The organism is Variovorax defluvii (genome assembly GCF_039541515.1).
Classification (GTDB): domain Bacteria; phylum Pseudomonadota; class Gammaproteobacteria; order Burkholderiales; family Burkholderiaceae_C; genus Variovorax; species Variovorax defluvii.
Genome location: NZ_BAABGJ010000027.1, coordinates 90,297 through 113,738, shown reverse-complemented (window position 1 = coordinate 113,738; position 23,442 = coordinate 90,297). Strand labels below are relative to the sequence as shown.

23 protein-coding genes and 1 tRNA gene are annotated in these 23,442 nt (G+C 67.1%); 6 read left to right on the top strand and 18 right to left on the bottom strand.

Translation table 11 applies throughout. The features are described 5' to 3' along the window. A tRNA-Lys gene (locus ABEA07_RS14305) sits at positions 1–76 on the top strand. 28 nt (positions 77–104) lie between these two features. On the opposite strand, the gene ABEA07_RS14300 is transcribed toward ABEA07_RS14305, so the two are convergent. Beyond that, a complete protein-coding gene (locus tag ABEA07_RS14300; protein WP_345538638.1) occupies positions 105–632 on the bottom strand; it encodes a protein-tyrosine phosphatase family protein in 528 nt (175 codons plus the stop codon). 155 nt (positions 633–787) lie between these two features. Here ABEA07_RS14300 and ABEA07_RS14295 point away from each other — a divergent pair, with 155 nt between their 5' ends. Continuing rightward, a complete protein-coding gene (locus ABEA07_RS14295; protein WP_345538637.1) occupies positions 788–985 on the top strand; it encodes a hypothetical protein in 198 nt (65 codons plus the stop codon). A 442-nt stretch (positions 986–1,427) separates the two neighbouring features. On the opposite strand, the gene ABEA07_RS14290 is transcribed toward ABEA07_RS14295, so the two are convergent. The 11 genes from ABEA07_RS14290 to ABEA07_RS14240 all read right to left on the bottom strand — a co-directional run bounded on the left by ABEA07_RS14290 (position 1,428) and on the right by ABEA07_RS14240 (position 11,886). Then, positions 1,428–1,631, bottom strand: a complete 204-nt coding sequence (locus ABEA07_RS14290) for a hypothetical protein (RefSeq protein ID WP_345538635.1) — start codon at positions 1,629–1,631, stop codon at positions 1,428–1,430. A gap of 161 nt (positions 1,632–1,792) precedes the next feature. Further along, positions 1,793–2,359, bottom strand: coding sequence for a hypothetical protein (locus tag ABEA07_RS14285; RefSeq protein WP_345538634.1), 567 nt, complete (start codon positions 2,357–2,359; stop codon positions 1,793–1,795). A 26-nt stretch (positions 2,360–2,385) separates the two neighbouring features. Continuing rightward, positions 2,386–4,347 carry an ABC-F family ATP-binding cassette domain-containing protein gene (locus ABEA07_RS14280; RefSeq protein ID WP_345538633.1) on the bottom strand — a complete coding sequence of 654 codons (1,962 nt, stop codon included), beginning with the start codon at positions 4,345–4,347 and terminating at the stop codon, positions 2,386–2,388. A 79-nt stretch (positions 4,348–4,426) separates the two neighbouring features. Continuing rightward, positions 4,427–5,290, bottom strand: a complete 864-nt coding sequence (gene prmB, locus ABEA07_RS14275) for a 50S ribosomal protein L3 N(5)-glutamine methyltransferase (RefSeq protein WP_345538631.1) — start codon at positions 5,288–5,290, stop codon at positions 4,427–4,429. After that, positions 5,287–6,468: a succinyl-diaminopimelate desuccinylase gene (gene dapE, locus ABEA07_RS14270; RefSeq protein WP_345538630.1), complete on the bottom strand. Its 1,182-nt coding sequence runs from the start codon at positions 6,466–6,468 to the stop codon at positions 5,287–5,289. The genes prmB and dapE overlap by 4 nt, the downstream gene beginning before the upstream one ends. A gap of 8 nt (positions 6,469–6,476) precedes the next feature. After that, positions 6,477–7,625, bottom strand: a complete 1,149-nt coding sequence (locus ABEA07_RS14265) for a PilT/PilU family type 4a pilus ATPase (RefSeq protein ID WP_345538629.1) — start codon at positions 7,623–7,625, stop codon at positions 6,477–6,479. A gap of 53 nt (positions 7,626–7,678) precedes the next feature. Beyond that, positions 7,679–8,503, bottom strand: a complete 825-nt coding sequence (gene dapD, locus ABEA07_RS14260) for a 2,3,4,5-tetrahydropyridine-2,6-dicarboxylate N-succinyltransferase (RefSeq protein ID WP_345538628.1) — start codon at positions 8,501–8,503, stop codon at positions 7,679–7,681. Between the two features lie 23 nt (positions 8,504–8,526). Beyond that, positions 8,527–9,732, bottom strand: coding sequence for a succinyldiaminopimelate transaminase (gene dapC, locus ABEA07_RS14255; RefSeq protein WP_345538626.1), 1,206 nt, complete (start codon positions 9,730–9,732; stop codon positions 8,527–8,529). Positions 9,733–9,804: 72 nt separating this feature from the next. Beyond that, positions 9,805–11,154: an amino-acid N-acetyltransferase gene (gene argA / locus ABEA07_RS14250; protein ID WP_345538625.1), complete on the bottom strand. Its 1,350-nt coding sequence runs from the start codon at positions 11,152–11,154 to the stop codon at positions 9,805–9,807. Between the two features lie 5 nt (positions 11,155–11,159). Beyond that, the gene (locus ABEA07_RS14245; protein WP_345538624.1) at positions 11,160–11,567 is read right to left on the bottom strand and encodes a PIN domain-containing protein; all 408 of its coding nucleotides are present in this window, start codon (positions 11,565–11,567) and stop codon (positions 11,160–11,162) included. A 4-nt stretch (positions 11,568–11,571) separates the two neighbouring features. Then, positions 11,572–11,886: a DUF6364 family protein gene (locus tag ABEA07_RS14240; RefSeq protein WP_345538622.1), complete on the bottom strand. Its 315-nt coding sequence runs from the start codon at positions 11,884–11,886 to the stop codon at positions 11,572–11,574. Between the two features lie 78 nt (positions 11,887–11,964). Here ABEA07_RS14240 and hrpA point away from each other — a divergent pair, with 78 nt between their 5' ends. Beyond that, complete coding sequence (hrpA, locus tag ABEA07_RS14235) at positions 11,965–15,831, top strand: ATP-dependent RNA helicase HrpA (RefSeq protein WP_345538621.1); 3,867 nt, start codon at positions 11,965–11,967, stop codon at positions 15,829–15,831. A gap of 77 nt (positions 15,832–15,908) precedes the next feature. On the opposite strand, the gene ABEA07_RS14230 is transcribed toward hrpA, so the two are convergent. From ABEA07_RS14230 to lptF, 6 genes are all read right to left on the bottom strand, one after another. After that, positions 15,909–16,067, bottom strand: coding sequence for a DUF3309 family protein (locus tag ABEA07_RS14230; RefSeq protein WP_345538619.1), 159 nt, complete (start codon positions 16,065–16,067; stop codon positions 15,909–15,911). A gap of 140 nt (positions 16,068–16,207) precedes the next feature. Further along, a complete protein-coding gene (locus tag ABEA07_RS14225; protein WP_345538617.1) occupies positions 16,208–17,374 on the bottom strand; it encodes a pyridoxal phosphate-dependent aminotransferase in 1,167 nt (388 codons plus the stop codon). Next, the gene (locus ABEA07_RS14220; protein ID WP_345538616.1) at positions 17,371–18,312 is read right to left on the bottom strand and encodes a CysB family HTH-type transcriptional regulator; all 942 of its coding nucleotides are present in this window, start codon (positions 18,310–18,312) and stop codon (positions 17,371–17,373) included. Before ABEA07_RS14220 ends, ABEA07_RS14225 begins: the two co-directional genes overlap by 4 nt. A gap of 63 nt (positions 18,313–18,375) precedes the next feature. Further along, positions 18,376–18,750: a sirohydrochlorin chelatase gene (locus ABEA07_RS14215; RefSeq protein ID WP_345538615.1), complete on the bottom strand. Its 375-nt coding sequence runs from the start codon at positions 18,748–18,750 to the stop codon at positions 18,376–18,378. Between the two features lie 7 nt (positions 18,751–18,757). Further along, on the bottom strand, positions 18,758–19,864 hold the full coding sequence (gene lptG, locus ABEA07_RS14210; RefSeq protein WP_345538614.1) for an LPS export ABC transporter permease LptG: 1,107 nt from the start codon (positions 19,862–19,864) through the stop codon (positions 18,758–18,760). Then, positions 19,861–20,958 carry an LPS export ABC transporter permease LptF gene (gene lptF, locus ABEA07_RS14205; RefSeq protein WP_345538613.1) on the bottom strand — a complete coding sequence of 366 codons (1,098 nt, stop codon included), beginning with the start codon at positions 20,956–20,958 and terminating at the stop codon, positions 19,861–19,863. The genes lptG and lptF overlap by 4 nt, the downstream gene beginning before the upstream one ends. A gap of 21 nt (positions 20,959–20,979) precedes the next feature. Here lptF and ABEA07_RS14200 point away from each other — a divergent pair, with 21 nt between their 5' ends. Genes ABEA07_RS14200 through ABEA07_RS14190 form a run of 3 tightly spaced genes read left to right on the top strand, consistent with a single transcriptional unit; the run spans position 20,980 to position 23,313 of the window. Continuing rightward, positions 20,980–22,497 (top strand): leucyl aminopeptidase, encoded by a 1,518-nt coding sequence (locus tag ABEA07_RS14200; RefSeq protein ID WP_345538612.1) that lies wholly within the window; start codon positions 20,980–20,982, stop codon positions 22,495–22,497. Next, a complete protein-coding gene (locus ABEA07_RS14195) occupies positions 22,494–22,937 on the top strand; it encodes a DNA polymerase III subunit chi (RefSeq protein WP_345538611.1) in 444 nt (147 codons plus the stop codon). Before ABEA07_RS14200 ends, ABEA07_RS14195 begins: the two co-directional genes overlap by 4 nt. Next, positions 22,921–23,313: a hypothetical protein gene (locus tag ABEA07_RS14190; protein WP_345538809.1), complete on the top strand. Its 393-nt coding sequence runs from the start codon at positions 22,921–22,923 to the stop codon at positions 23,311–23,313. Before ABEA07_RS14195 ends, ABEA07_RS14190 begins: the two co-directional genes overlap by 17 nt. Positions 23,314–23,442: the final 129 nt, after the last annotated feature.

The window sequence follows — 23,442 nt, the reverse complement described above, 5'->3', positions numbered from 1 at the left end:
GGGACGTTAGCTCAGTTGGTAGAGCAGCGGACTTTTAATCCGTTGGTCACAAGTTCGAATCTTGTACGTCCTACCACCCGATACTCACAGTGCGAAGGCCGGCCTCAGCGCCGGCCGCGTTCATAGGCCAGGGCCTTGAACTGCGCGAAGCTCGGCACATCCCAATCAACCTCCTGAGAAAAGCGATAACTCTCCAGCCAAGCTGACCAGCAGGCGAACTGCGGCGGCGAAGGCGCGACGACGGGACGTTGCTTCTTCATCAACGCCAGGGCCTCCAGTGGGGGATGCCCACGATGAACCATCAAGCAGAGTGCCAGCGTGGCTGAGCGCCCGATGCCGTACTCGCAATGGATGAGAACGCGCTTTTCCTGGTCAAGGAACTCGTTCGCAAAGCGGATGCCATGCTCCAGGTCCGGTGTTTCGACGGGGTGCATGTCCGACGTAGGCAGGTGCAGCAGGGTGATGCCGTGACGCTGGTAGGCGTGCGCATCGGGCATCGCTTCGCCCCGCAGGTCGATCACGGCCTCAATGTGGTGCTCGCGTGCGAGCATTTCCGCGCAAGCAGACGGGAAGCTGCCGCCAACGGCGATCAGCTCCGTGATCCAGTTGAAATTCGGTTGCCAAGCTTCCACGGGCGAACTCTAGCGCTTCGCTTTTGGCCGCGGTGTAAGCGCATGTCCACCGCCAAAGTGCGGGTATTTGCAAACCGCGATAGAGGCAGAAAGTTCTAAAAACTCTGTGCGGTAATGCCTTGGTTTAACTTCATTGATTAATCACAATGGCTTACATGATGACAGAGCAAGCACAACCCGCATCGCACGAATGGTGGAGGGACCGCAGCGATCCGACCGAGCAGCGCGCCTTCCTGGCGTCTTACCGGGCCGCCCAGCGCGCCGAGCGAGGACTGGCCTGGCGCCGGAACGTGATGCTCGGCGTCCTTGCCGTCGCCGTCCCGTTTCTTGTTCGCCTGATCAGCACGCTGTGACGGAGCCGGGGGATGGCCTCCACCTTGCGCACTTGAGCAGTGAGGACCTCCACGACCTTGCAAAAGCGCTGACGGAAAGCGCGTTGGCCGAGGGCAACGTGACGGGCGCGCTGGTCGGCCAGGCCATCGAGTCCGTGGCGCTTCAGCGGCGTACTACCGCAATCGCGCGCGCACGTGTGCTGGCTTCTTGGAAGGCTTGGGCGCCCTTGCGGCGCGCAGTGAAGTGGGCTTCATCCCGCTGGTCGCCCGCGGATATGCCAACGGCGTCAGCGTCGTGGCCCACGGAACAAGGCATGTTGCGCGATGCCATGAAGTGCATCGAAGCCAGGATATCGACGCAGCGATTGGATAAGAACAGATAGACGACCCAACTGACGGGCTACGTCCAGCCAATCGCCTAAATAGGGGGCGGCGCAGGCAGCGCAACGCCGCTCGGGCAGCCTCAGCTCTCTGGCTGGCTCGCAATCGCCGAAACGAGGCCCACGGCGCTGGCGCGCAGCAGCTCCTGCCGCAACGCCGCTTCCAGTTGCCGACGCGCGGCGTCAGGCCGCTCGTGGTCGTATTCCTCGTCCAGCTCGCAGTGCAGGTAGTAGTCGACCCGTGCCATGAGCCTTTCGACCGACGCCGCGAGATCCGTCTCATTCATCGTGTGCTCCTCACCTCGATCCTAGAATCCTTGGGCCACAATCCTCGGTGGAATGTCGTTGTTTTGCCTTCATTATCATCGGATCGCCAATAGCACTTTTTCCCGCAACGCGGTAGGCCAACGACCTGTGTGGGCAAACATACGCTCCGATACATCATGTTTCAGGGCCAGCGGAGCCGAGGCCAAACCCGCGCCCGACGGGTTGCCGTCAAGGGTGTGGCCACTTTTTCCGGGGCAGCGGGACCCGGCAGCAGGTGCCGGACAGACTGTGCAACCCGGACGCAATCCCGGATGTGCAACTCGCCAAGCGCCCGCAGCGCGGCATAGCCGATTGCAGCCGACACGACCTGGCCAGCGACGGGGACGTACTTTGTGACCTGCTTCGCGGTCAAGCGATAACCGGCATGACGAGCCAGCGTGAGCAGGAGTTCGCGCGTCATCAACTTGCCCACGAGCAGCGCCCCGGCCGCGGTGGCGGCCTGTTGGATGCGATCGCGGTGGTGGGGCGCCAATCCCTCGATCTGGGTCACCGCCAGGCCGAATTCCGCGCTGATCTTCGGGATAAGTCGGGACAGCAGCGCGGCGTCGGCAGCCCAGTCCACGCCCGGGATGGGCGCCGCACTGGCGGCGGCGGCGAGCAGCGCCTTGCGCCCGAGCAGGCGCCGGCTGCGCTGGATCGCCGCGATCAACTGCGGATCGCCACGGGCAAGTTCGATGGCCGAGGGCATGGTGTGCCGGAGGCTAACACGTCCGGTCAGCCGGCGCTCAGGGTCTCGATCTCACCCGACAGTTCCAGCCAGCGTTCCTCAAGCCGGCTGATCTCGTCGTTCACCGCCTTGAGGCGGCGGCTGGCTTCGACAATCTCTTCAGACGGCAAAGGTGCCGACAGGCGTGACTCGAGCTCCGCTTTCTCCGTCGCCGCCGCTGCGAGCCGGTCGTCCACCGACTGCAGTTCGCGCTTGAGCGGCTTCGCCTGGCTGCTGCGCTGGTGCCGATCCTGCGCTGCTGTCTGGGTCGATGCTGCAGCCGGTGCGCCGGCACTGGCGGACTCGCGCGCGGCCAGCTTCGCCTCTTCTCGCACGCGGCGGGCCTCCTCCAGCAGGTAGCGCTGGTAGTCGTCGAGGTCGCCGTCGAAATCGACGACACGGCCGCGGCCGACCAGCCAGAACTCGTCGCAGACTGCGCGCAGCAGTGCGCGGTCGTGGCTGACTAGCATGAGCGTGCCTTCGAACTCGTTGAGCGCCACCGCCAAGGCTTCTCGCGTCGCCAGGTCCAGGTGGTTGGTCGGCTCGTCGAGCAGGAGGAGGTTGGGGCGCTGCCAGACCATCATGGCGAGCACCAGGCGCGCCTTCTCGCCGCCACTCATGGTGCCGACGGGTTGCTTGACCATCTCGCCGCTGAAATTGAAGCTGCCGAGGAAACCGCGCAGGTCCTGCTCGCCCGTACGCTCGCGGGTGGGGCCGAGTTCACGCGCCAGGCGCACCATGTGCTCGAGCGGGGTGTCCTGCGGGCGCAGCACGTCCAGTTCCTGCTGTGCGAAGTAGCCGATGTTCAGGCCCTTGCCCTCGGTCACCGTGCCGGCGAGTGCACCCATTTCGCGGGCAATGGTCTTGACCAGCGTGGATTTGCCCTGGCCGTTGGCGCCCAGGATGCCAATGCGCTGACCCGCCAGGACCGAGCGGTTCACGCCGCTGAGGATGGTCTTCGGCGCGGCACCCTCCTGGCGGTAGCCGAAGCTGGCTTCGCTGATGGTGAGCATCGGGTTCGGAATGTTGCCCGGCTCCTTGAACTCGAAACTGAATTCCGCTTCGGCCAGCAACGGCGCCACTTTTTCCATGCGTTCCAGCGCCTTGACCCGGCTTTGCGCCTGCTTCGCCTTGCTGGCCTTGGCCTTGAAGCGGTCGATGAATTTCTGCAGGTGGGCGATCTTGTCCTGCTGCTTTTCGTAGGCGGCCTGTTGCAGCTCCAGCTGTTGCGCGCGCAGGGTTTCGAAGGCGCTGTAGTTGCCGCCGTAGCGGGTGAGCTGCTCGTGCACGATGTGCAGGGTAACGTCGGTCACGGCGTCGAGGAACTCGCGGTCGTGGCTGATCACGACCATGGTGCCGGTGTATTTCTGCAGCCAGGACTCAAGCCAGACCAGGGCGTCCAGGTCCAGGTGGTTGGTCGGTTCGTCGAGCAGGAGCAGGTCGCTCGGGCACATCAGCGCGCGCGCCAGTTGCAGGCGCATGCGCCAGCCGCCGGAGAAGCTGTTGACCGGCTGGTCGAGTTCATGGACCTTGAAGCCCAGTCCCAGGATCAGCGCCTGAGCGCGCGGAACGGCGTCGTGCTCACCGGCGTCGTGCAGGTCGGTGTAGGCGTGGGCCAGGGCCATGCCGGCCTCGGCATCGTCGGGATCGGCTGCATGCGCGGCCTCGGCCGTCGCCAACGCCTCGCGCAATTCCGTGAGGCGTGTGTCACCGCCGACCACGAAATCGGTCGCAGACTCCTCGGTCTCCGGCATGTTCTGTGCGACCTGGGCCAGCCGCCAGCCGGCCGGCATGTAAAAGTCGCCGCCGTCCTCGTGCAGGCCGCCGTTGAAGAGGGCGAAGAGCGTGGATTTGCCGGCGCCGTTGCGGCCCACGAGGCCGACCTTCTCTCCGGGGTTGATGGTGACGCTGGCGCCGTTCAGCAGGACCTTGGCGCTGCGGCGCAGGATGACGTTCTTGAGGGTGATCATGTCAGCGCCCGCTCGGCCGCCCCAAGGGCGCTGTGTCCCCTTGGGGGCAGCAATACGAAGTGATGAACGTGGGGGTATTTCATTTCAGGGCCTCGCGGGTGACCAGGAGCACCTGGTCGTCTCCCGCGCTGGTGGTGAGCCACACCACCTCGAGTGTCGGAAACGCAGCTTCGAAGTGGGCGCGCTCGTTGCCAATCTCCAGGACCAGCACCGCGCGTTCGCTCATGTGGCCAGGTGCATCGGCCAGCAGCTGGCGGACGAAATCCATGCCATCCGTGCCGCCGGCGAGCGCCAGTTCGGGCTCGGCCTGGTATTCGGCGGGCAGCGCGGCCATGCTCTGCGCGTTGACGTAAGGCGGGTTGCAGAGGATGAGGTCGTAGGGCCCAGGCAACGCGTCGAGCCCATCCGATTCGACGAGCCGGATGCGGTCGTCGAGCCCATGCCGCGTGACGTTGATGGCCGCCACCTCCAGCGCCGTCGTCGAAAGATCGGCCGCATCGACGCGGATGGCGGGGTAGGTCATGGCCGCGAGCACGGCCAGGCTGCCGTTGCCGGTGCACAGGTCCAGCACGCGCTGCGTGTGTTCGCCGAGCCAGGGGTCGATACTGCCGTCGGCCAGCAGCTCCGCGATGAAGCTTCGCGGCACGATGGCGCGCTCGTCCACGTAGAAGGGCACGCCCTGGAGCCAGGCCTCCTTGGTGAGGTAGGCGGCGGGCTTGCGCGTGGCAATGCGGGCAGCGAACAGCTCTGCCACGCGCCCGGCATCGGCCGGCGACACCGGCCGTTGCGCCACTTCGTCCAAGGCATCCAACGCAAGCCCCAGCCGCCACAGCACGAGCCATGCCGCTTCGTCGAACGCATTGGTGGTGCCATGGCCGAAAGCCACGCCGGCTGCGGCGAGCTGCTTCTCGCCGGCCTCGATCAGCTCGATGACGGTGCTCATACCTTCTGGAGCGCTTCGAGACGATCCAGCGTGCGTTGGTAGATGTTCTTGAGCTGTTCGATCTCACCGACGGCGATGTGCTCGTCGATCTTGTGGATGCTGGCGTTGACGGGCCCCAGCTCGACGACCTGCTTGCAGATGCGTGCGATGAAGCGCGCGTCGCTGGTGCCGCCGCTGGTGGACAGCGCGGTCTCGATGCCGGTTTCGTCGCAAATGGCCTGCTGCACCGCGGCCACCAGCTCGCCCGGCGTCGTGAGGAAGGGCAGGCCCCCCAGGGTCCAGGACAAGGTGTAGTCCAGGCCGTGGGCATCGAGCACGGCCTTCACCCTGGCCTGGAGCGACTCCGGAGTGGCCTCGGTGGAAAAGCGGAAATTGAAGTCGATCACCGCGCTGCCGGGAATGACGTTGCTGGCGCCGGTGCCGGCATGCATGTTGCTTATCTGCCAGCTGGTCGGCTGAAAGTACGGGTTGGATGCCGCGTCCCAGCCGCCGGCTGCATCGATGGCGACCAGCTCGGCCAGCGCCGGCGCGAAGGCGTGCACCGGGTTCTTCGCCAGGTGGGGGTAGGCGATGTGGCCTTGCACGCCCTTCACGGTCAGGCGGCCGCTCATGGTGCCACGGCGGCCGTTCTTGATCATGTCGCCGCAGCGTTCCACCGACGTGGGCTCCCCCACGATGCAGTAGTCGAGGCGCTGGCCGCGCGCGGCCAGGGCGTTGCAGACCACCACTGTTCCGTCCGTGGCCGGGCCTTCCTCATCGCTGGTGAGCAGCAGGGCCAGGCCCAGGCGCGGGTCCGGCGTCGCGGCCAGGAAGTCTTCGATGGCCACGACGAAGGCGGCCAGGGAACTCTTCATGTCGCAGGCGCCCCGCCCATAGAGCCGGCCGTCGCGGTGCGAGGGGGTGAAGGGCGGGCTGGTCCACTGTTCGAGCGGCCCCGTGGGGACGACGTCGGTGTGGCCGGCGAAGACCAGCGTACGTGCGGCGTCGCCTCGGGCGCTGCCGGGCCGAAGCGCCCACAGGTTGGTCACGCGAAAGTCCGCGGGCCCGCTTTCGATGGTCTCGAGCCGGAAACCCAGCGGCGCCAGCCGCTCGCCGAGGATTTGCTGGCAGCCCGCATCATCCGGGGTGATGGAGGGACGGGAGATCAGTTGTTCGGCGAGCGCGAGGGTGCGGGGCATGAAGAAAACTAGTGGCGGACGTCGAGCGTGATGTCCGTGAATGAAGGTTCGTCGACCTGGTCGAGCAGGGCGCGCTCTTCCTTGTGTGGCTGCGCGGCGTTGCGGTTCTGCAGACGCCACATCAGGTTGGTCGGGGAGTCCGCATGGGAGAGGCCTTCCTCGCGCGTGACGCGGTCCTCGACGATGAGGCGGGCAATGTCTTCCTCGAAGGTCTGCGAGCCTTCGGCCATGGACTGCTCCATGGCTTCCTTGACCCCCGAGAAATCGCCCTTGCCGATGAGGTCGGCCACCAGCGTCGTGTTGAGCATCACCTCGATGGCCGGCACGCGGCTGCCCGTGGGCGTGCGCAGCAGCCGCTGGGCGATGATGGCGCGCAGCGCGCCGCTCAGATCGTTCAGCAAGGTGGGGCGCACCTCCACCGGGTAGAAGCTCAGGATGCGATTGAGCGCGCGGTAACTGTTGTTGGCGTGCAGCGTGGCCACGCACAGGTGGCCCGACTGGGCGTAGGCGATCGCCGCCGTCATGGTCTCGCGGTCGCGGATCTCGCCGATCTGGATCACGTCGGGCGCCTGGCGCAGCGCGTTCTTCAGTGCGGTCTGCAGCGACTGGGTGTCGCTGCCGACGTCGCGCTGGTTCACCATCGATTTCTTGTTGGTGAAGGTGAACTCGATCGGCTCCTCGACCGTGAGGATGTGCCCGGTGGCGTTCTCGTTGCGGTAGTCCAGCATCGAGGCCAGGGTGGTGCTCTTGCCTGCGCCGGTGGAACCCACCATCAGGATCAGGCCACGCTTCTCCATCACCAGGGTCTTGAGGATCTCCGGGAGGTTGAGCTCGTCAAAGGCGGGGATCACGGAGGCGATGTGTCGGACCACCACCGCGTAGCTCCCGCGCTGGCGCATGGCGCTGATACGGAAGTTGCCTGCGCCTTCGAGCGCGATGGCCATGTTGAGCTCTCCGCTTTCCTGCAGCTCCGCGATGCGCCCCTCCGGCACCACCTCGGCCAGCAAGGCCAGTGGCGCTTCGGGCGGCAGGATCTGCGCATTGATCGGCACGCAGTTGCCGTTGATGCGGATCAGCGCCTGGGCGTTTGCCGACAGGTAGATGTCGGACGCCTTGCGCTCGGCCATCAGGCGAAGAATTCGCTCCATCGTCTTCATCGGCTCACTCCTCCAGCGGTGTTGTGAAAGCGGGTCGTTCGGCGCGCGGCGGATCAGTCCCGCAACAAGTCGTTCAACGAGGTCTTGGCGCGCGTCTGCGCGTCGACGCGCTTGACGATGATCGCGGCATACAGGCTGTACTTGCCGTTGTCCTTCGGCAGGGAGCCGCTGATGACGACCGAGCCGGCCGGCACGCGTCCATAGCTCACCTCGCCGGTGGTGCGGTCGTAGATCGGCGTGCTCTGGCCGATGTACACGCCCATGGACAGCACGGAGTTCTCTTCGATCACCACGCCCTCGACCACCTCGGAGCGGGCGCCGATGAAGCAGTTGTCCTCGATGATGGTCGGCCCGGCCTGCAGCGGCTCCAGCACGCCGCCGATGCCCACGCCGCCGGAGAGGTGGACGTTGGCGCCGATCTGGGCGCAGGAGCCGACGGTGGCCCAGGTGTCGACCATGGTGCCTTCGCCCACATAGGCGCCGATGTTGACGTAGGAGGGCATCAGGATCGCGCCCTTGGCGATGTAGCTGCCGCGGCGCGCGACGGCCGGCGGCACGATGCGCACGCCGGATTCCTTCAACTCGTTGGCGGAGAGGTGCGAGAACTTGGTCGGCACCTTGTCGTAGAAGCCCAGTGCGCCGGCCTGGATCTGCTCGTTGTCGCGCAGGCGGAAGGACAGCAGCACCGCCTTCTTGACCCACTGGTGCACCGTCCATTGGCCCACCGCCTCGCGGGTGGCGACGCGCAGCTTGCCGTTGTTGAGCTCGGCGATCACATGCTCGACGGCGTCGCGGACCTCCTTCGTGGCGCTGGTGGCGGAGATGTTGGCGCGGTCTTCCCACGCGGCGTCGATGGTCTGCTGGAGTTGCTGGGTCATGTGAAAGTCGAGGATGTGGGGCCTCAGCGGCCCTGTTGAACGAATTGGACGATGCGGCGTGCGGCTTCCACGCACTCCTTGGTGCTGGCCACCAGCGCCATGCGCACGCGGCCCCGGCCGGGGTTGGCCCCTTGCGCGTCGCGCGCCAGATAGCTGCCGGGCAACACCGTCACATTGTATTGAGCGTAGAGGGCGCGGGCGAATGCGGTGTCGTCGCCGTCCCACGCTTCGGGCACGCCGGCCCAGAGGTAGAAACTGGCGTCGGGCAGGCGCACGTCCAGCACCGGCTCCAGGAGCGGCATCACGGCGGCAAACTTGGCGCGGTACTGGGCGCGGTTGTCGACCACGTGCAGTTCGTCGCCCCAGGCGGCGATGCTGGCGGCGGCGACGGCGCCGCTCATGGCGCTGCCGTGGTAGGTGCGGTAGAGCAGGAATTGCTTCAGGACCGATGCGTCGCCGGCCACGAAGCCGCTGCGCAGGCCCGGCACGTTGCTGCGCTTGGAGAGCGAGGTCAGGGCCACCAGGCGGCGAAAGTCGCCGCGGCCCAGCCTTGCCGCGGCCTCCAGGCCGCCCAGCGGCGGCTCGTCGCGGAAGTAGATTTCGCTGTAGCACTCGTCCGAGGCGATGACGAAGTCGTGGCGGTCGGCCAGTTCGAACAGCTTTTCCCACTCGGGCAGCGGCATCACCGCGCCGGTGGGGTTTCCGGGAGAGCAGACGTACACCAGCTGGGTGCGCGCCCAGATCTCCGCGGGCACGCTGCCCCAGTCCACGGCGAAGTTGCGCTCCGGCACGCTGGGCGCGTACCAGGGTTCGGCGCCCGCCAGGAGCGCGGCGCCTTCGTAGATTTGATAGAAAGGATTGGGCGAGACCACGACCGGCCCCGGCTTCGCGCTGGCATCGATCACGGTCTGCGCCAGCGCGAAGAGGGCTTCGCGCGAGCCGTTCACCGGCAGCACCTGCGTCGTGGGATCGAGTGCGAGGCCATAGCGGCGCTGGACCCAGTCCGTGAAGGCTTGCCGCAGCGGCAGCTCCCCGGCGGTCGCCGGGTAGACCGACAGGGTGTCGAGGCTCTCGCCCAGGGCGTCCTTGATGAAGGCTGGCGTGGCGTGCTTGGGTTCGCCGATGCCGAGGCTGATGGGCGGGTGGGCAGGGTCGGGCGTCACACCCGCGAAGAGTTCGCGCAGGCGCGCGAAGGGGTAGGGCTGCAGCTTGGCGAGCAGGGGATTCATGGGCGTGATTATCCGCGTCGCCCTGGCTGCCGCATCGGGGCACGGTACAGGTGTGACGGGGGCGGGCGCGCGTCAGCCCAGCTTCTTGACCAGCACCTGGCTCTTGCGGTCCCAGTTGTACTTGCGCTTGCGCGCTTCGGGCAGCCAGTCGGGATTGACCTGCTGGAAGCCTCGCTTGAGGAACCAGTGCATGGTGCGCGTGGTGAGCACGAAGATGCTGTCGAGTCCGCTGGCCTTGGCGCGGTGTTCGATGCGCTTGAGGATGCGCTCGCCGTCGCCCTGCGACTGCGATTGCGGCGACACGGTCAGCGCCGCCATCTCGGCCGTCTTCGCCTCGGGGTAGGGATACAGGGCCGCGCAGCCGAAGATCACGCCGTCGTGCTCGATCACCGTGTACTGGCCGATGTCGCGCTCGATCTCGGTGCGGCTGCGCTTGACCAGCGTGCCGTCCCGCTCGAAGGGCTCGATCAGCTGGATGATGCCGCCGATGTCGTCCGCCGTTGCCTCGCGCAGCGACTCGAGCTTCTCGTCGATCACCATGGTGCCGATGCCGTCGTGCACGTAGACCTCCAGCAGCAGCGAGCCATCCACCGCGAAGGGAATGATGTGGTTGCGTTCCACGCCGGCCTCGCAGGCCTTCACGCAGTGCTGCAGGTAGAAGGCGGTGTCGGTCGGGCGCTGCGCCGGTGCCAGCGAAGCCAGCAGCTTGCGGGCACTGTCCAGGGGCAGTTCGGTGTCGATCGGGTTGTCCTCGCTGATGGGCAGGCCCGGGTCCTGCGCGATGCCGGGCACCTCGGTCAGGAAGATCAGCTTGTCGGCCTGGATCGAGATGGCCACGCTGGTCGCGACTTCCTCCATCGTGAGGTTGAAGGCCTCGCCGGTGGGCGAGAAGCCGAAGGGCGACATGAGCACCATCGCGCCGAAGTCGAGCCCGCGGCGGATGCCCGCGGCATCGACCTTGCGCACCAGGCCCGAATGCTGGAAATCGACGCCGTCCACCACGCCGACCGGCCGTGCGGTGATGAAGTTGCCCGAGATCATGCGCACGGTGGAGCCGGCCATGGGCGTGTTCGGCAGGCCCTGGCTGAAGGCGGCCTCGATCTCGTAGCGCAGTTGGCCGGCGGCTTCCTGTGCGCAGTCGAGGGCGACTTCGTCCGTGATGCGGATACCGTGCGAGTACTTCGCCTCGTGCCCCTTCGCGCGCAGTTGCTCGTTGACCTGCGGACGGAAGCCATGCACCAGCACCACCTTGACGCCCATGCTCTGGATCAGCGCCAGGTCCTGCGCGATGCTGGGCAGCTTGCCCGCCGCGATGGCCTCGCCCGCCATGGCGACCACGAAGGTCTTGCCGCGGTGCATGTGGATATAGGGCGCCACCGAGCGGAACCAGGGGACGAAGGTGAAGTTGAAGACGGTGGACATGGAGGTCAGAGAAAGGGGTTCACGAGCTTCAGCGGCCCAAATACCCGGCCGTGCTGCAGATCTTCGCTGTAGAGGATGTTCGCGCCGCTGCGCATGGCCGCCTGGACGATCATCGCATCGAAGATGGACAGCCGATGCTCGACTGCGGTGGCCATGGCGGCCTGGAAAAGCTTGAGGTCGCTGTCGACCACGGGCCACAGGGCATAGGCCTGGACCAGATCGGCCGCGACCGGCTCGGGCACCTTCTGCTTGCGCGTCAGCACGCTGAAGAGCTCGATCAGGACCTGGGTGCTCACGGTGCCGTCACTGCTCGCGCTGGCGGAGGCCACGAGCTCGCGCGCTCGCGCCTGCTTGCCCGCATCGCGGGGGTCCACGCAGTACACGAGGACGTTGGTGTCGAAGAACGCAGCCATACGGTCAGCGGGAGCTCGGGTCGGAGGCCTCGCGTTCGCGCTTTCGGAAGTCGCCCTCGTACAGTTCGTCCCGCAAGGTGCGGCGGGAGGCGCCAGCCTTGGCCGGCTCGGGAGCCGCATGGCTCGACGCGTTGTCGATCGCGGCCATCAGCCGTGCCGTGGCCTCGTCGCGCCGCCGCTGCTGCGTGTCGCCTGTCTCGTTGACGTACTCCTGCAGGAATTCGCGCACCTTGGCGCTCAGCGAAGTGCCTTGCTGGATGGCCCGCACGCGCGCTTGCTTGATCAGTTCGTCGTCGACGGAGATGGTGAGGTTGGACATGGCTTGCTCCTGCGTCGCATTCTGACACAGAAATACGTGAACATGTGAATCCGTGAAGGGTGCGGCATAATCACGCGGGTGACCGAGTCCCACGCGCTGACGCCCCTTTCCATTGAATTCCCCGAGTCCCTGCCGGTGTCGGCACGCCGCGACGAGATCATGGCGGCCATCGCCGGCCACCAGGTCGTCATCGTCTGCGGCGAGACCGGCTCGGGCAAGACCACCCAGTTGCCCAAGATCGCGCTGGCGATGGGCCGCGGCAGGCACAACGCTTCTCCGCCCGGGCGTGGCCGGCTGATCGGCCATACCCAGCCGCGGCGCATCGCCGCCTCGTCCGTGGCCAAGCGCATCGCCGAGGAACTCAAGACGCCGCTGGGCGAGGTGGTGGGCTACAAGGTGCGCTTCCAGGACCGCCTGTCGCGCGACGCCTCGGTCAAGCTGATGACCGACGGCATCCTGCTGGCCGAGACGCAGACCGACCCGCTGCTCAAGGCCTACGACACGCTGATCATCGACGAGGCCCACGAGCGCTCGCTCAACATCGATTTCCTGCTGGGCTACCTGCGCGAGATCCTGCCGCGGCGGCCCGATCTCAAGGTGATCGTGACCTCGGCCACCATCGATGCGGAGCGCTTCGCGCAGCATTTCGCGTCGGCGAAGGGGCCCGCGCCGACGATCTTCGTCTCGGGGCGCATGTACCCGGTCGAGCAGCGTTACCGGCCCTTCGAGGAATCGCGCGACCACGACCTGAACGACGCCATCGCCGACGCGGTGGACGAACTCTGGCGCGACCCGCGCGACGCCGGCGACATCCTTGTCTTCCTGCCCGGCGAGCGCGAGATCCGCGAGGCCGCGGACCACTTGCGCAAGCACCTGGCGCACCAGCCGCTGCTGCGCAACGCCGAGGTGCTGCCGCTTTTCGCGCGGCTGTCGCAGGCCGAGCAGGACCGCGTCTTCGACAGTCACGCGGGCCGGCGCATCGTGCTGGCCACCAACGTGGCCGAGACCTCTCTGACCGTGCCCGGCATCCGCTACGTGATCGACTCCGGCACGGCGCGCGTCAAGCGCTACAGCTTCCGCAGCAAGGTGGAGCAACTGCTGGTCGAGCCGATCAGCCAGGCCGCGGCCAACCAGCGCGCAGGCCGCTGTGGCCGTGTCGCCAACGGCATCTGCATCCGCCTCTACGACGAGAAGGACTTCCAGGGCCGCCCGCGCTTCACCGATCCCGAGATCCTCCGCTCCTCGCTCGCAGGGGTGATCTTGCGCATGAAGTCGCTGCACCTGGGCGACGTGGAGCGCTTCCCCTTCCTGGAGGCGCCGCAGCGCCGCGCCATCGCCGATGGCTATCAACTGCTCAACGAGCTCGGCGCGGTCGACGACGCGAACGAGCTGACGCCCATGGGCCAGGAACTCGCGAAGCTGCCGCTGGACCCGCGCGTCGGCCGCATGATCCTGGAGGCGCGGTCGCGTGGCGCCCTGGAGGAGGTGCTGGTCATCGCCAGCGCCTTGTCGGTACAGGACGTGCGAGACCGCCCGCTGGAGGCCCAGCAGCAGGCCGACCAGGCGCATGCCAAGTTCGACGACGAGAAGAGCGAGTTCAGCGGCTACCTGCGGCTGTGGAGGTGGATTCACGATGCCCGCGGAGGGCACGGCGAGACGCATAAGCTGAGCAACCGGCAATACGAGTCGCTGCTGCGCCAGAACTTCGTCAATGTGCGCCGCGTGCGCGAATGGCGCGACATCCACTCGCAGCTGCTGACCGTGGTGACCGAGCACAAGTGGCGCATCAACAGCGCCCCTGCCAGCTATGAGGGGCTGCACCTGTCCATGCTCTCCGGCCTGCTCGGCAACGTGGGCTGGAAGATGGAGGAGGAAGAGGCCTACCTCGGGGCTCGCGGCATCAAGTTCCACCGCCATCCCGGCGCGCACCTGAAGAAGAAGCCCGGCCGCTGGATCGTCTGTGCCGAGCTGGTGGAAACGACGCGCCTGTTCGGCCGTGGCATCGCCAACATCGAGCCGCAATGGCTGGAGCAGGTGGCCGGCCACCTCCTCAAGAAGCAACTGCTCGATCCCCATTGGGAAAAGAAGGGCGCCCAGGTGATGGCGCTGGAGCGCGCCACGCTCTACGGGCTGGTGGTCTACAGCGGACGCAGGGTCGACTTCGGCCGGGTCGATCCCGTGGCCGCGCGCGAGATCTTCATCCGCGAGGCGCTGGTCGGCGCGCAATGGGAAACCCGGCTTCCCTTCCTGGCGGCCAACCGCAAACTGGTGCGCGAGATCGAAGGGCTCGAGCACAAGTCGCGCCGGCAGGACGTGCTGGTGGACGAAGAGCTGATCTACGCCTTCTACGACGCACAACTGCCGCCTGGTGTGGCCAGCGGCCAGGCCTTCGAGGCCTGGTACCGGCAGGCCGCGAAGGACGCGCCGCGCCTGCTGTACCTGACACGCGACGAGCTGATGCGCCACCAGGCGGCGGGCATCACCACGCAATCCTTCCCGCCAACGCTGCGCCTGGGCGGCGTGGACTGCGCGGCCGGCTACCTGCACCAGCCCGGCGACCCGAAGGACGGGCTGACCGTGACGGTGCCGCTTTTCGTGCTCAACCAGGTGAGCGAGGAGCGCTGCGAATGGCTGGTCGCCGGCATGCTCAAGGACAAGATTCAGGCCCTGCTCAAGAGCCTGCCGCAGAAGCCGCGCTCCCGCTTCGTGCCGCTGCCCGAGTCGGCGGCACGGCTTGCGGATGACCTGTCTGCGCCGGAGCGATTCGGGCAAGGGTCGCTGACGGAGGTGCTGCTCAAGCGGGTGCGCGACGAGACCAGCCTGGACGTCAAGCGCACCGACTTCAAGCTGGACATGCTGCCGCCGCACCTGTTCATGAACCTGCGCGTCGTGGACGAGCACGGCCGCCAGCTCGGCATGGGCCGCAACCTGGGCGCATTGAAGGCGGAGCTGGGCGCGCAGGCACGCGGCGCTTTCCAGGCGCTGGCCGGCTTGCAGGTGAAGCCGGCGGGGGAGGCCGCCATGGCCCCCACCGCACCCGGCTCCGGCGCATCACGCGGCGCCCCGAAGCCCGAAGCCGCATCGGCACCGCCCGCCGGCCAGCGCTACACCGCCTGGAGCTTCGGCGAGTTGCCCGAGCTGATGGAGCTGCGGCGCGGCGCGCAGGCGCTGATCGGGTTCCCTGCGCTGGTGGATGCCGGCGATGCAGTCACGATCGAGGTCTTCGACGAGCCTGCGGTGGCCGCGGCGAAGCACCGCGCGGGCCTGCGGCGCCTGTTCGCATTGCAGCTCAAGGACGCATTGAAGTACGTCGAGAGGAACATTCCCGACCTGCAGAAGATGGCGGTGGCGTACCTGTCGCTGGGCACGTCGGAGGAACTGCGGGCGCAGATCATCGAGGTGGCGCTGGACCGCGCCTTTCTGCAGGACCCGCTGCCCACGGACCAGGCCGGCTTCGAGCGCCGGGTGGAAGAGGGCCGGGGCCGTCTCACGCTCATCGCCAACGAGGTCGCGCGCCTGGCCGGCGCCATCCTCTCCGAATACACCCTGGCGGCGCGGAAGATCAAGGACACAAAGATCCAGCCGGCCGCCACGGCGGATGCGGCGCAGCAGCTCCAGCGCCTGATGGGCAAGCGCTTCGTGGCCGACACGCCCTGGCAGCGGCTGGCCCATTTCGCGCGCTACCTCAAGGCCATCACCCTGCGGCTCGACAAGCTGCGCGCAGACCCGGCACGCGACGCGCAGCGCCTTGCGGAACTGCGTCCGCAGGAGCAGCGCTACTGGCGCCTGGTCTCCGAGCGCAAGGGCGCGGTGGACGAGCGCATGGTGGAGTTCCGCTGGCTGCTGGAGGAACTGCGGGTGAGCTTCTTCGCGCAGGAGTTGCGCACGCCCCAGCCGGTCAGCATCAAGCGCCTGGACAAGCTCTGGGCCCAGCTTCAGAGCTGATCGACGTGCATCGACGCCGGGTCGGCCGAAAAAAAAGCCCACCGGAGTGGGCTCTTCTTCGTCGGCGCGGGCGGCGTCTATATGCGTCCCATGAGCAGGAGCACGACCACCACCAGCACGACCAATCCCAGGCCGCCGCTCGGGCCATAGCCCCAGCTGCGGCTGTAGCCCCAGCTCGGCAGGGCGCCGATCAGCAGCAGGATCAGGACGATCAGCAGGATCAACGAGAGCGACATGAAATCTCCTTGGTGTTGTGTACCGAGGAACCCATGATCGGGGCGAGGCCGCGCGGCCATCGCCGGAAGGCGCGCCCTCCGGCGGTCAGGACTCTCCTACCGTTCGTGTCGGAAGGCGTGATATCGAGTCGAGTCGGGCATCAGAGCCGCGCCAGCCGGTCGAGCGCGCTGCGCAGCGTCTCATCCTTCTTGGCGAAGCAGAAGCGCACCACCCGCTGGTCGAAGCCGTCGGCATAGAAGGCCGACAGCGGGATCGCCGCCACCCCGAGTTCGCGGGTGAGCCACTGGCTGAACTCGGCCTCGCCCAGGTCGCTGACTTCCCGGATGTCCACGCACTGGAAATAGGTGCCGGTGCTGGGCAGCAGTTTGAGGCGGGTCTTCGCGAGACCCTCGGCGAAGAGGTCGCGCTTGCGCTGATAGAAGGCCGGCAGCTCCAGATAGGGCGCCGGGTCCACCATGTAGCTGGCCAGCGCGTGCTGCATGGGTGTGTTCACGGTGAAGACGTTGAACTGATGCACCTTGCGGAACTCGGCGCTCAGCGGCGCGGGCGCGGCCACGTAGCCCACCTTCCAGCCGGTCACGTGATAGGTCTTGCCGAAGCTGCTGACGATGAAGCTGCGCGCCGCCAGGCCAGGAAAGCGCGCCGCGCTCTGGTGGGCCGCACCGTCGTACACCATGTGCTCGTACACCTCGTCGCTGATCACCAGCACGTCGGTGGGTGCGAGAAGTTGCTCCAGGCGGCGCATCTCGGACTCGGTCCAGACGGTGGCGCTGGGGTTGTGCGGGGTGTTGATGATGATGGCCCGCGTGCGCGGCGTGATCGCCTGGGCGATCTTGTCGAAATCGGGCCTGAAGGTGCCCGGCGTGAGCGGCACTCGCACCACCGTGCCGCCAGCCAGCTCGATGTTGGGCGTGTAGCTGTCGTAGCAGGGCTCCAGCACGATGACCTCGTCGCCCGCGCGCACCACCGCGAGGATGGCGGTGATGATGGCCTGCGTGGCGCCGGCGGTGATCGTGATCTCGCTGCCCGCGTCGTAGCGATGGCCATAGAGCGCCTCGATCTTGGCGGCGATCGCCTCGCGCAGCGGCAGGATGCCCGGCATCGGCGGGTACTGGTTGTGGCCCGCGGCCATCGCGGCCGTGACCGCCTGGAGCAGCTTCGGGTCGCAGTCGAAATCGGGGAAGCCCTGGCCCAGGTTCACCGCGTTCTTCTCGACGGCCAGTGCCGACATCACGGTGAAGATGGTGGTGCCGACGCTCGGCAGTTTGGTCCGTACTTCCGGGGTACGCGCGACAGATGCATTCACAGTTCGTAGTCCTCGTGGTGGCCCGCCAGGGCCTTGGCGATCAGGTTGCGGTCGAGCCGGTCGGACAGCAGCTCGGCGAATTTGAAGACGAAGTTGCGCAGGTAGGCGCTGCGCTTGAACGCGACGCGGGCGATGTTGGTGCCGAACACGTGCCCCATGGGGCGCACCACCAGGTCGGCGTTGGAGTCATCGCGCACCGCCATCTCGGCCACGATGCCCACGCCCAAGCCCAGCCGCACATAGGTCTTGATCACGTCGGAGTCGATCGCCTCCAGCGCGATGCGGGGCGCCAGCTTCTTCTGCGCGAAGGCATGGTCGATGCGCGTGCGCCCGGTGAAGGAAGGGTGATAGGTGATGATCGGCTCGGAAGCGATGTCCTCGAGATGGATGCGTTCCTTGTCCGCCAGCGGATGCGACTTGGGCAGCACCAGCACGTGCTGCCATTCGTAGCAGGGCAGGGTCACCAGCTCGGCGTAGTCGGCGAGCGATTCGGTGGCGATCCCGATCTCCGCGACCTCGTCGATCACCATGCGGGCCACCTGATCGGGCGAGCCCTGATGCAGGCTCACGTTCACCTTGGGGTAGGCCTCGCGCAGCTTGGCCACCGGCACCGGCAGCACGTAGCGCGCCTGCGTGTGGGTGGTGGCGATGGAGAGCGTGCCGCTGTCCTGGGCGCTGAACTGCTCGCCGATGCGCTTGAGGTTGCCCACCTCGCGCATGATCAATTCGATGCTCGCCAGCACGTGCTGGCCGGGTTCGGTGATGCGTTTGAGGCGCTTGCCGTGGCGCGCGAAGATTTCCACGCCCAATTCTTCCTCGAGCTCGATGATCGCCTTGGAAACGCCGGGCTGAGAGGTGTGCAGGGCCTTGGCCGCCTCGGTGAGATTGAGGTTGCGCCGGACGGCCTCCTGCACGAACTTGAACTGGTGAAGATTCATAACAAATTCCGTCTTATCTTGGAATTCATTATGCCTTCCTCGTCTATCGAAAGCACCTGGACTTCAGGACGCGAGGGCCAGGGTGGCCAGCAGGTCGACCACCTGTGGTTCTTCGCCCACGGCGCGTGCCAGTTCCACGGGCACCCGCGGATGCCGGGCGCGCAGTTCGCCGAGCAGCCGCGGCAGATCTTCGCGCAGATGCTTGCCCATGCCCAGGAAAAGCGGCAGAACGCGGATCCTCGCCGCACCGGCCGCCACCAGGTCTGCGGCCGCGGCGTGCAGATCCGGCTGCGACAGCTCCAGGTAGGCACAGCGCACCAGCACGGCCGGGTCCCGCTCCGCCACGCGGCGTGCGATGGCCTCCACCGGCGCGCGCCATCGCAGGTCGCGCGAGCCGTGCGCGAGCAGGACGATGCCGACGGTGCCTGTGCTCTCCATCGCCGCCCTAGCGCCGCAGCACCAGCCAGGTGAAGGCGGCCAGCGACATCACGGAATAGATCAGTCCTGGTGCCGCCGCCGTGATCCAGGGCCACCAGTTGCTCAGGTTCCCGAGGTAGCCGAAGACGTTGTTCAGCAGGAAGAAGCTGATGCCGATCATCACGCCGCCGAACACGTAGGCGGTGATCCCCGCCTGCCGGAAATGCAGGTAGGCGAAGGGCAGGGCCAGCACCACCATCACCAGGCAGGAGAGGGGGTAGAAGACCTTGCGCCAGAACTCGATCTCGTAGCGCTGGGCGGTCTGGCCGTTGGCGTCGAGATGCTGGATGTACTCGAACAGGTCGATGGTGCGCATGCGGTCGGGACGCAGCAGCGCCACCGACACCATCTCGTTGGTCAGCGAACTCGGCCACTTCATCACCGGCACGTCGGTGGTGGTGATGCGGACCTTGTCGGGATTGCCGGTCTCGTACTGCTGCTGCGTGACGCCCACCAGGATCCACTCGCCCGTGGCGACGTACCCCTGTTTGGCCGTGATCTGCGACACCAGCAGCCCGCGCGAGTCGAACTCGAAGATGCGCGGGTCCCGCAGCGTGCCGTTGCGCGCGATCGAGGCCACGTTCACCGCATAGGACTTGTCACCTTGCTTCTCGCGCAGCCACGCACCGGTGTAGCCCACCATCGAATAGGTGCCCTGGTAGCGCGACTTCAGCAACTGGGCGGTGCGGTCGGAGGCCGGCGAGAGATAGTCGCCGACGGCAAAGGTGAGGACGACGAAGCCCAGCCCCAGCACGAGCAGCGTGCGCAGCGCGCGCCAGGGGCCGAGCCCGCTGGTGCGCAGGATGGTGTATTCGGAGCTCTGCGCCAGCCGCGCCATCACGAAGATGGTGCCGATCAGCACGGTGATGGGCAGCAGCTCGTAGAGGTGGCTGGGGATCAGCAGCGCGACGTACATCAGAGCCTGCATCGCGCCGTAGTTCAGCGTGCCGGGCTGGCCGATGGACTGCAGCTCGTCGACGAAGTCGAAGAAGAAGAACAGGCTGAGGAAGCCCAGGGTCACGAAGGCAACGGCCTTCAGGACCTCGATGTAGATCAGTCGGCGGATGGTTTTCACGGCGGGGTGCGCGCAGCGGGGCGGATCGAGCCCCAGCTCCAGTTGAAATGGCGCTTCGTCAGCCACAGCAGTCCCAGCGCCAGGGCGCCCCCGTGCAGCGCCAGCATGAAGCCACCCACGCTGTAGCGGCCGGTGCCGACCCAGTTCTGCCCCAGGTTGAGCAGGTTGTAGTAAAGGACGAAGGCCCCCAGGGCGAACAGCAGGTTGCCGCTGCGGCCCACGCGCGGGTTGCCGCTCGACACCGTCAGCGCCAGCAGCACGAAGTTGATGGCGGCCAGCACCATGCCGATGCGCCAGGCCAGCTCGCCCAGGTTGGTGGTGCTGGGCTCGCGCAGCAGGGCCAGCGTGGTGCGCGCACGCGCGGGCGAGGCGTTGCCGGCAGGGTCGACCTCGCTGCCGATCTTGGTGCCGTAGGTCTGGAACTCGCTGATCTTGATCTCGCCGGGAACGAGCGGCCGCTCGAGCCGTTGGCCGTTGCTCAGCATCAGGTAGCGCGTGTCGCCGATGGTCTCGACGCGGCCGCTCTGCGCCGAGGTGACGATCTGGCGGTTGCGTTCGATCGAGGAGATGAACACGTTGTTGGCCGTAGCGCTGTCGGGCGAGTCCTTGTCGATGAAGAACACCCGGAGGCGCCCCGCCGATTCCCGGAATTCGCCGGGCGCCACGCGCTCGATGTCGCTGCGGCGCTGGTACTGGTCGCGCATGCCCAGGGTCTGAGAATTGGCCCAGGGCCAGCCCACCAGCGCGAACACGGCGATCAGCAGCAGGATGGGCCAGGCGAAGCGGAACAGCGGCGGCGCGAAGTCGGCCAGGCCGCGGCCGGCGGAGAACCAGATCACCATCTCGCTGTCGCGGAACATGCGCGACAGCGTGCCCACGATCGCGATGAACAGGCTCAGGCTCAGGATGGTGGGCATGTAGCCCAGCACCGTGTAGGTCATCACGAGGAAGACCTCGGAAGGGTTCACGCTGCCCTTGGCGGCGAGGCCGAGCGTGCGGATCAGCATCATGGTCATCACGATGGTGATCAGCACCACCAGCGTGGCCCCGAAGCTGCGCGACAGCTCCTTGCGTAAAGAGGAATGGAATAACATCGTCGAGGGAAAAAAAGGATTATGGACTTTCAACTCAAGACCCTCTCCACCACCCAGGCCGCTACCGAGAAATGCGATGTGCTGATCGTGCTCGCCGGGCCGGCCAACTCTCCCGACTCTCCCTCCAAGGATGCCATCGCCACCCTCGTGGCCGAGGCCCGCAAGGCCGGTGACCTCGGCGACAAGGCCGGCAAGCTGCTGTCGCTGTACAGGCCCGCTGGCATCGTGGCGCCTCGGGTGCTGCTGGTGTCTTCGGGTGACGGCAAGCCGGCCGCGGTGCGCAGCAGCGTGCTGGCGGCGGTGGGGGCGGCCAAGGCCTCCGATCCCAGGCGCGTCGCGATCGTCGGCGCCCTGGACATCGATGCGGCGGGCCTGCGCAGCGCGGTGATCGCTGCGGCCGACGCGAGCTATGTCTACACCACCACCAAGTCCAAGGCCGAGCCACGCTCGATTCGCCAGCTGGTCGTCGGCGTGGCCGATGCCGCATCGCTGCGCGCCGCCTTCGACGAGGCCGTCGCCACGGTGGCCGGCATCGAACTGGCCAAGGAGTGGGCCAACCGGCCCGGCAACCACTGCACCCCGACCCTGCTGGCCGAGGCGGCGCGCGAACTGGCTGCACTGCCGGGCGTCAAGTGCGAGGTGCTGGGCCCCAAGGAGGTCGAAAAGCTCGGCATGGGCGCCTTTCGCGCGGTCGCGCAGGGCTCGGCCGAGCCGCTGCGCTTCGTCGTGTTGCGCTACCACGGCGGCCCCAAGACACAGGCCCCCGTGGTTCTGGTGGGCAAGGGCATCACTTTCGACACCGGCGGCGTCTCGCTCAAGCCCGCGGCCGAGATGGACGAAATGAAGTTCGACATGTGCGGCGCTGCGAGCGTGCTGGGTGTCTTCCGTGCGCTCGGTGCCATCCGGCCGGCTCTCAATGTGGTCGGCCTCATCCCGACCTGCGAGAACATGAACGACGGCCGTGCCATCAAGCCGGGTGACGTCATCACCAGCATGAGCGGCCAGACCATCGAGATCCTCAACACCGATGCCGAAGGCCGTCTCATCCTGTGCGATGCCCTCAGCTACGCCAAGCGCTTCGAGCCCGCCGCGGTGGTGGACATCGCAACCCTCACCGGTGCCTGCGTGGTCGCGCTGGGCGGCGTGCGCAGCGGCCTGTTTTCTACCGACGATGCGCTGGCCGATGCACTCATGGCGGCCGGCGAGGCCTCGCAGGACCGCTGCTGGCGCATGCCGCTCGACGAGGACTACGCCGAAGGCCTGAAAACCAACTTCGCCGACGTGGCCAATGTGGCAGGGCGGGCCGGCGGCGCGGTCACCGCGGCCAAATTCCTCCAGCGCTTCGCCGAGGACTTCCCCTGGGCCCACCTTGACATCGCGGGCACGGCCTGGAAGAGCGGTTCCGCCAAGGGCGCGACCGGGCGCCCGGTGGGCCTGCTGCTGTCCTATCTGCTGACGCGCGCGCGGCAGGGCGCGGCGGAGGCGGCACCGCGCAAGAGCCGCAAGACGGTGACTTCCAGGACCCGACAGGCAGCATGACCGGCATCGACTTCCACTTCAACACGCCCGACAAGCTCGGCTATGCCTGCCGCCTGCTGCGCAAGGCGGTCGGTGCGCACGGCGCGCGTGTGGTGGTGGTGGCCGATGCCGAACTGCTCCAGGCGCTCGACCTGGCGCTGTGGAGTTTCGCACCCGCGGAATTCATCGCCCATTGCCGCAGCGACGGCGATCCGGCGCAGCTCGCGCGCTCGCCGGTGGTGCTGGCCGAGCGTGGCGATGCCGAACTGCCGCACCACCAGGTGCTGGTCAACCTGGGCTTCGACGTTCCGGGTGGCTTCGAGCGCTTCGAAAGGCTGATCGACGTCGTGAGCGGCGACGAGGCCGACCGCCAGGCCGGGCGCAGGCGCTGGCGGCACTATGCCGACCGGGGCTACGCGATCCGGCGCCACGACTTTGCCGAAAGTGGCCGCCATGTCTGAACGCAAGCCGCCGCGCTTCGTGCCCACGCTCACGACCGTGCTCGAACTGCCGGCGGAACCGGCTGCCGCGCCGCAGGCGGAAGCCCCTGCTGCGGATCCTGCGCAGGCCATCGCGATCGGCCCGCAGATGCCGGCTTCGGAGACCGATGCCTTCGCGCTCGAGGAGCAGTTGCTGCACCGTGTGCTCCAGCGCGTCGACCTCTCGCTCGAGGAGCGCCTGAGCGACACGGTGTCAGCCGTCATTCAGCAACAGCTCGACAACATGATCCCCAAATTGCGCGACGAAATCGAAGCCGTGCTGCGTGAATTGATCAGCGAGGCGCTGGCCCGCGAGCTTTCCGACAACACAGGGTCTACGCCAGCGTTTGGCCCTTGAGGCTTGGGCTACACTGCGCGCCAGGTCGCAAGCGCTAGGGCGCTAGGGGCCTGCGGCGCGGAACTTGCTGAGGGTTTGCACGCGGGTCGAAAGACCGTATTTCTCAACTCTTATCCACCAATACCTGGA

What these genes read in the sequence shown, in the direction of transcription:
- ABEA07_RS14295 (WP_345538637.1), top strand. Translation starts at nt 788, where the DNA reads ATGATGACAGAGCAAGCACAACCCGCATCGCACGAATGGTGGAGGGAC.
- ABEA07_RS14290 (WP_345538635.1), bottom strand. Translation starts at nt 1,631, where the DNA reads ATGAATGAGACGGATCTCGCGGCGTCGGTCGAAAGGCTCATGGCACGG.
- ABEA07_RS14285 (WP_345538634.1), bottom strand. Translation starts at nt 2,359, where the DNA reads ATGCCCTCGGCCATCGAACTTGCCCGTGGCGATCCGCAGTTGATCGCG.
- ABEA07_RS14280 (WP_345538633.1), bottom strand. Translation starts at nt 4,347, where the DNA reads ATGATCACCCTCAAGAACGTCATCCTGCGCCGCAGCGCCAAGGTCCTG.
- prmB (WP_345538631.1), bottom strand. Translation starts at nt 5,290, where the DNA reads ATGAGCACCGTCATCGAGCTGATCGAGGCCGGCGAGAAGCAGCTCGCC.
- dapE (WP_345538630.1), bottom strand. Translation starts at nt 6,468, where the DNA reads ATGCCCCGCACCCTCGCGCTCGCCGAACAACTGATCTCCCGTCCCTCC.
- ABEA07_RS14265 (WP_345538629.1), bottom strand. Translation starts at nt 7,625, where the DNA reads ATGAAGACGATGGAGCGAATTCTTCGCCTGATGGCCGAGCGCAAGGCG.
- dapD (WP_345538628.1), bottom strand. Translation starts at nt 8,503, where the DNA reads ATGACCCAGCAACTCCAGCAGACCATCGACGCCGCGTGGGAAGACCGC.
- dapC (WP_345538626.1), bottom strand. Translation starts at nt 9,732, where the DNA reads ATGAATCCCCTGCTCGCCAAGCTGCAGCCCTACCCCTTCGCGCGCCTG.
- argA (WP_345538625.1), bottom strand. Translation starts at nt 11,154, where the DNA reads ATGTCCACCGTCTTCAACTTCACCTTCGTCCCCTGGTTCCGCTCGGTG.
- ABEA07_RS14245 (WP_345538624.1), bottom strand. Translation starts at nt 11,567, where the DNA reads ATGGCTGCGTTCTTCGACACCAACGTCCTCGTGTACTGCGTGGACCCC.
- ABEA07_RS14240 (WP_345538622.1), bottom strand. Translation starts at nt 11,886, where the DNA reads ATGTCCAACCTCACCATCTCCGTCGACGACGAACTGATCAAGCAAGCG.
- ABEA07_RS14230 (WP_345538619.1), bottom strand. Translation starts at nt 16,067, where the DNA reads ATGTCGCTCTCGTTGATCCTGCTGATCGTCCTGATCCTGCTGCTGATC.
- ABEA07_RS14220 (WP_345538616.1), bottom strand. Translation starts at nt 18,312, where the DNA reads ATGAATCTTCACCAGTTCAAGTTCGTGCAGGAGGCCGTCCGGCGCAAC.
- ABEA07_RS14215 (WP_345538615.1), bottom strand. Translation starts at nt 18,750, where the DNA reads ATGGAGAGCACAGGCACCGTCGGCATCGTCCTGCTCGCGCACGGCTCG.
- lptF (WP_345538613.1), bottom strand. Translation starts at nt 20,958, where the DNA reads ATGTTATTCCATTCCTCTTTACGCAAGGAGCTGTCGCGCAGCTTCGGG.
- ABEA07_RS14200 (WP_345538612.1), top strand. Translation starts at nt 20,980, where the DNA reads ATGGACTTTCAACTCAAGACCCTCTCCACCACCCAGGCCGCTACCGAG.
- ABEA07_RS14195 (WP_345538611.1), top strand. Translation starts at nt 22,494, where the DNA reads ATGACCGGCATCGACTTCCACTTCAACACGCCCGACAAGCTCGGCTAT.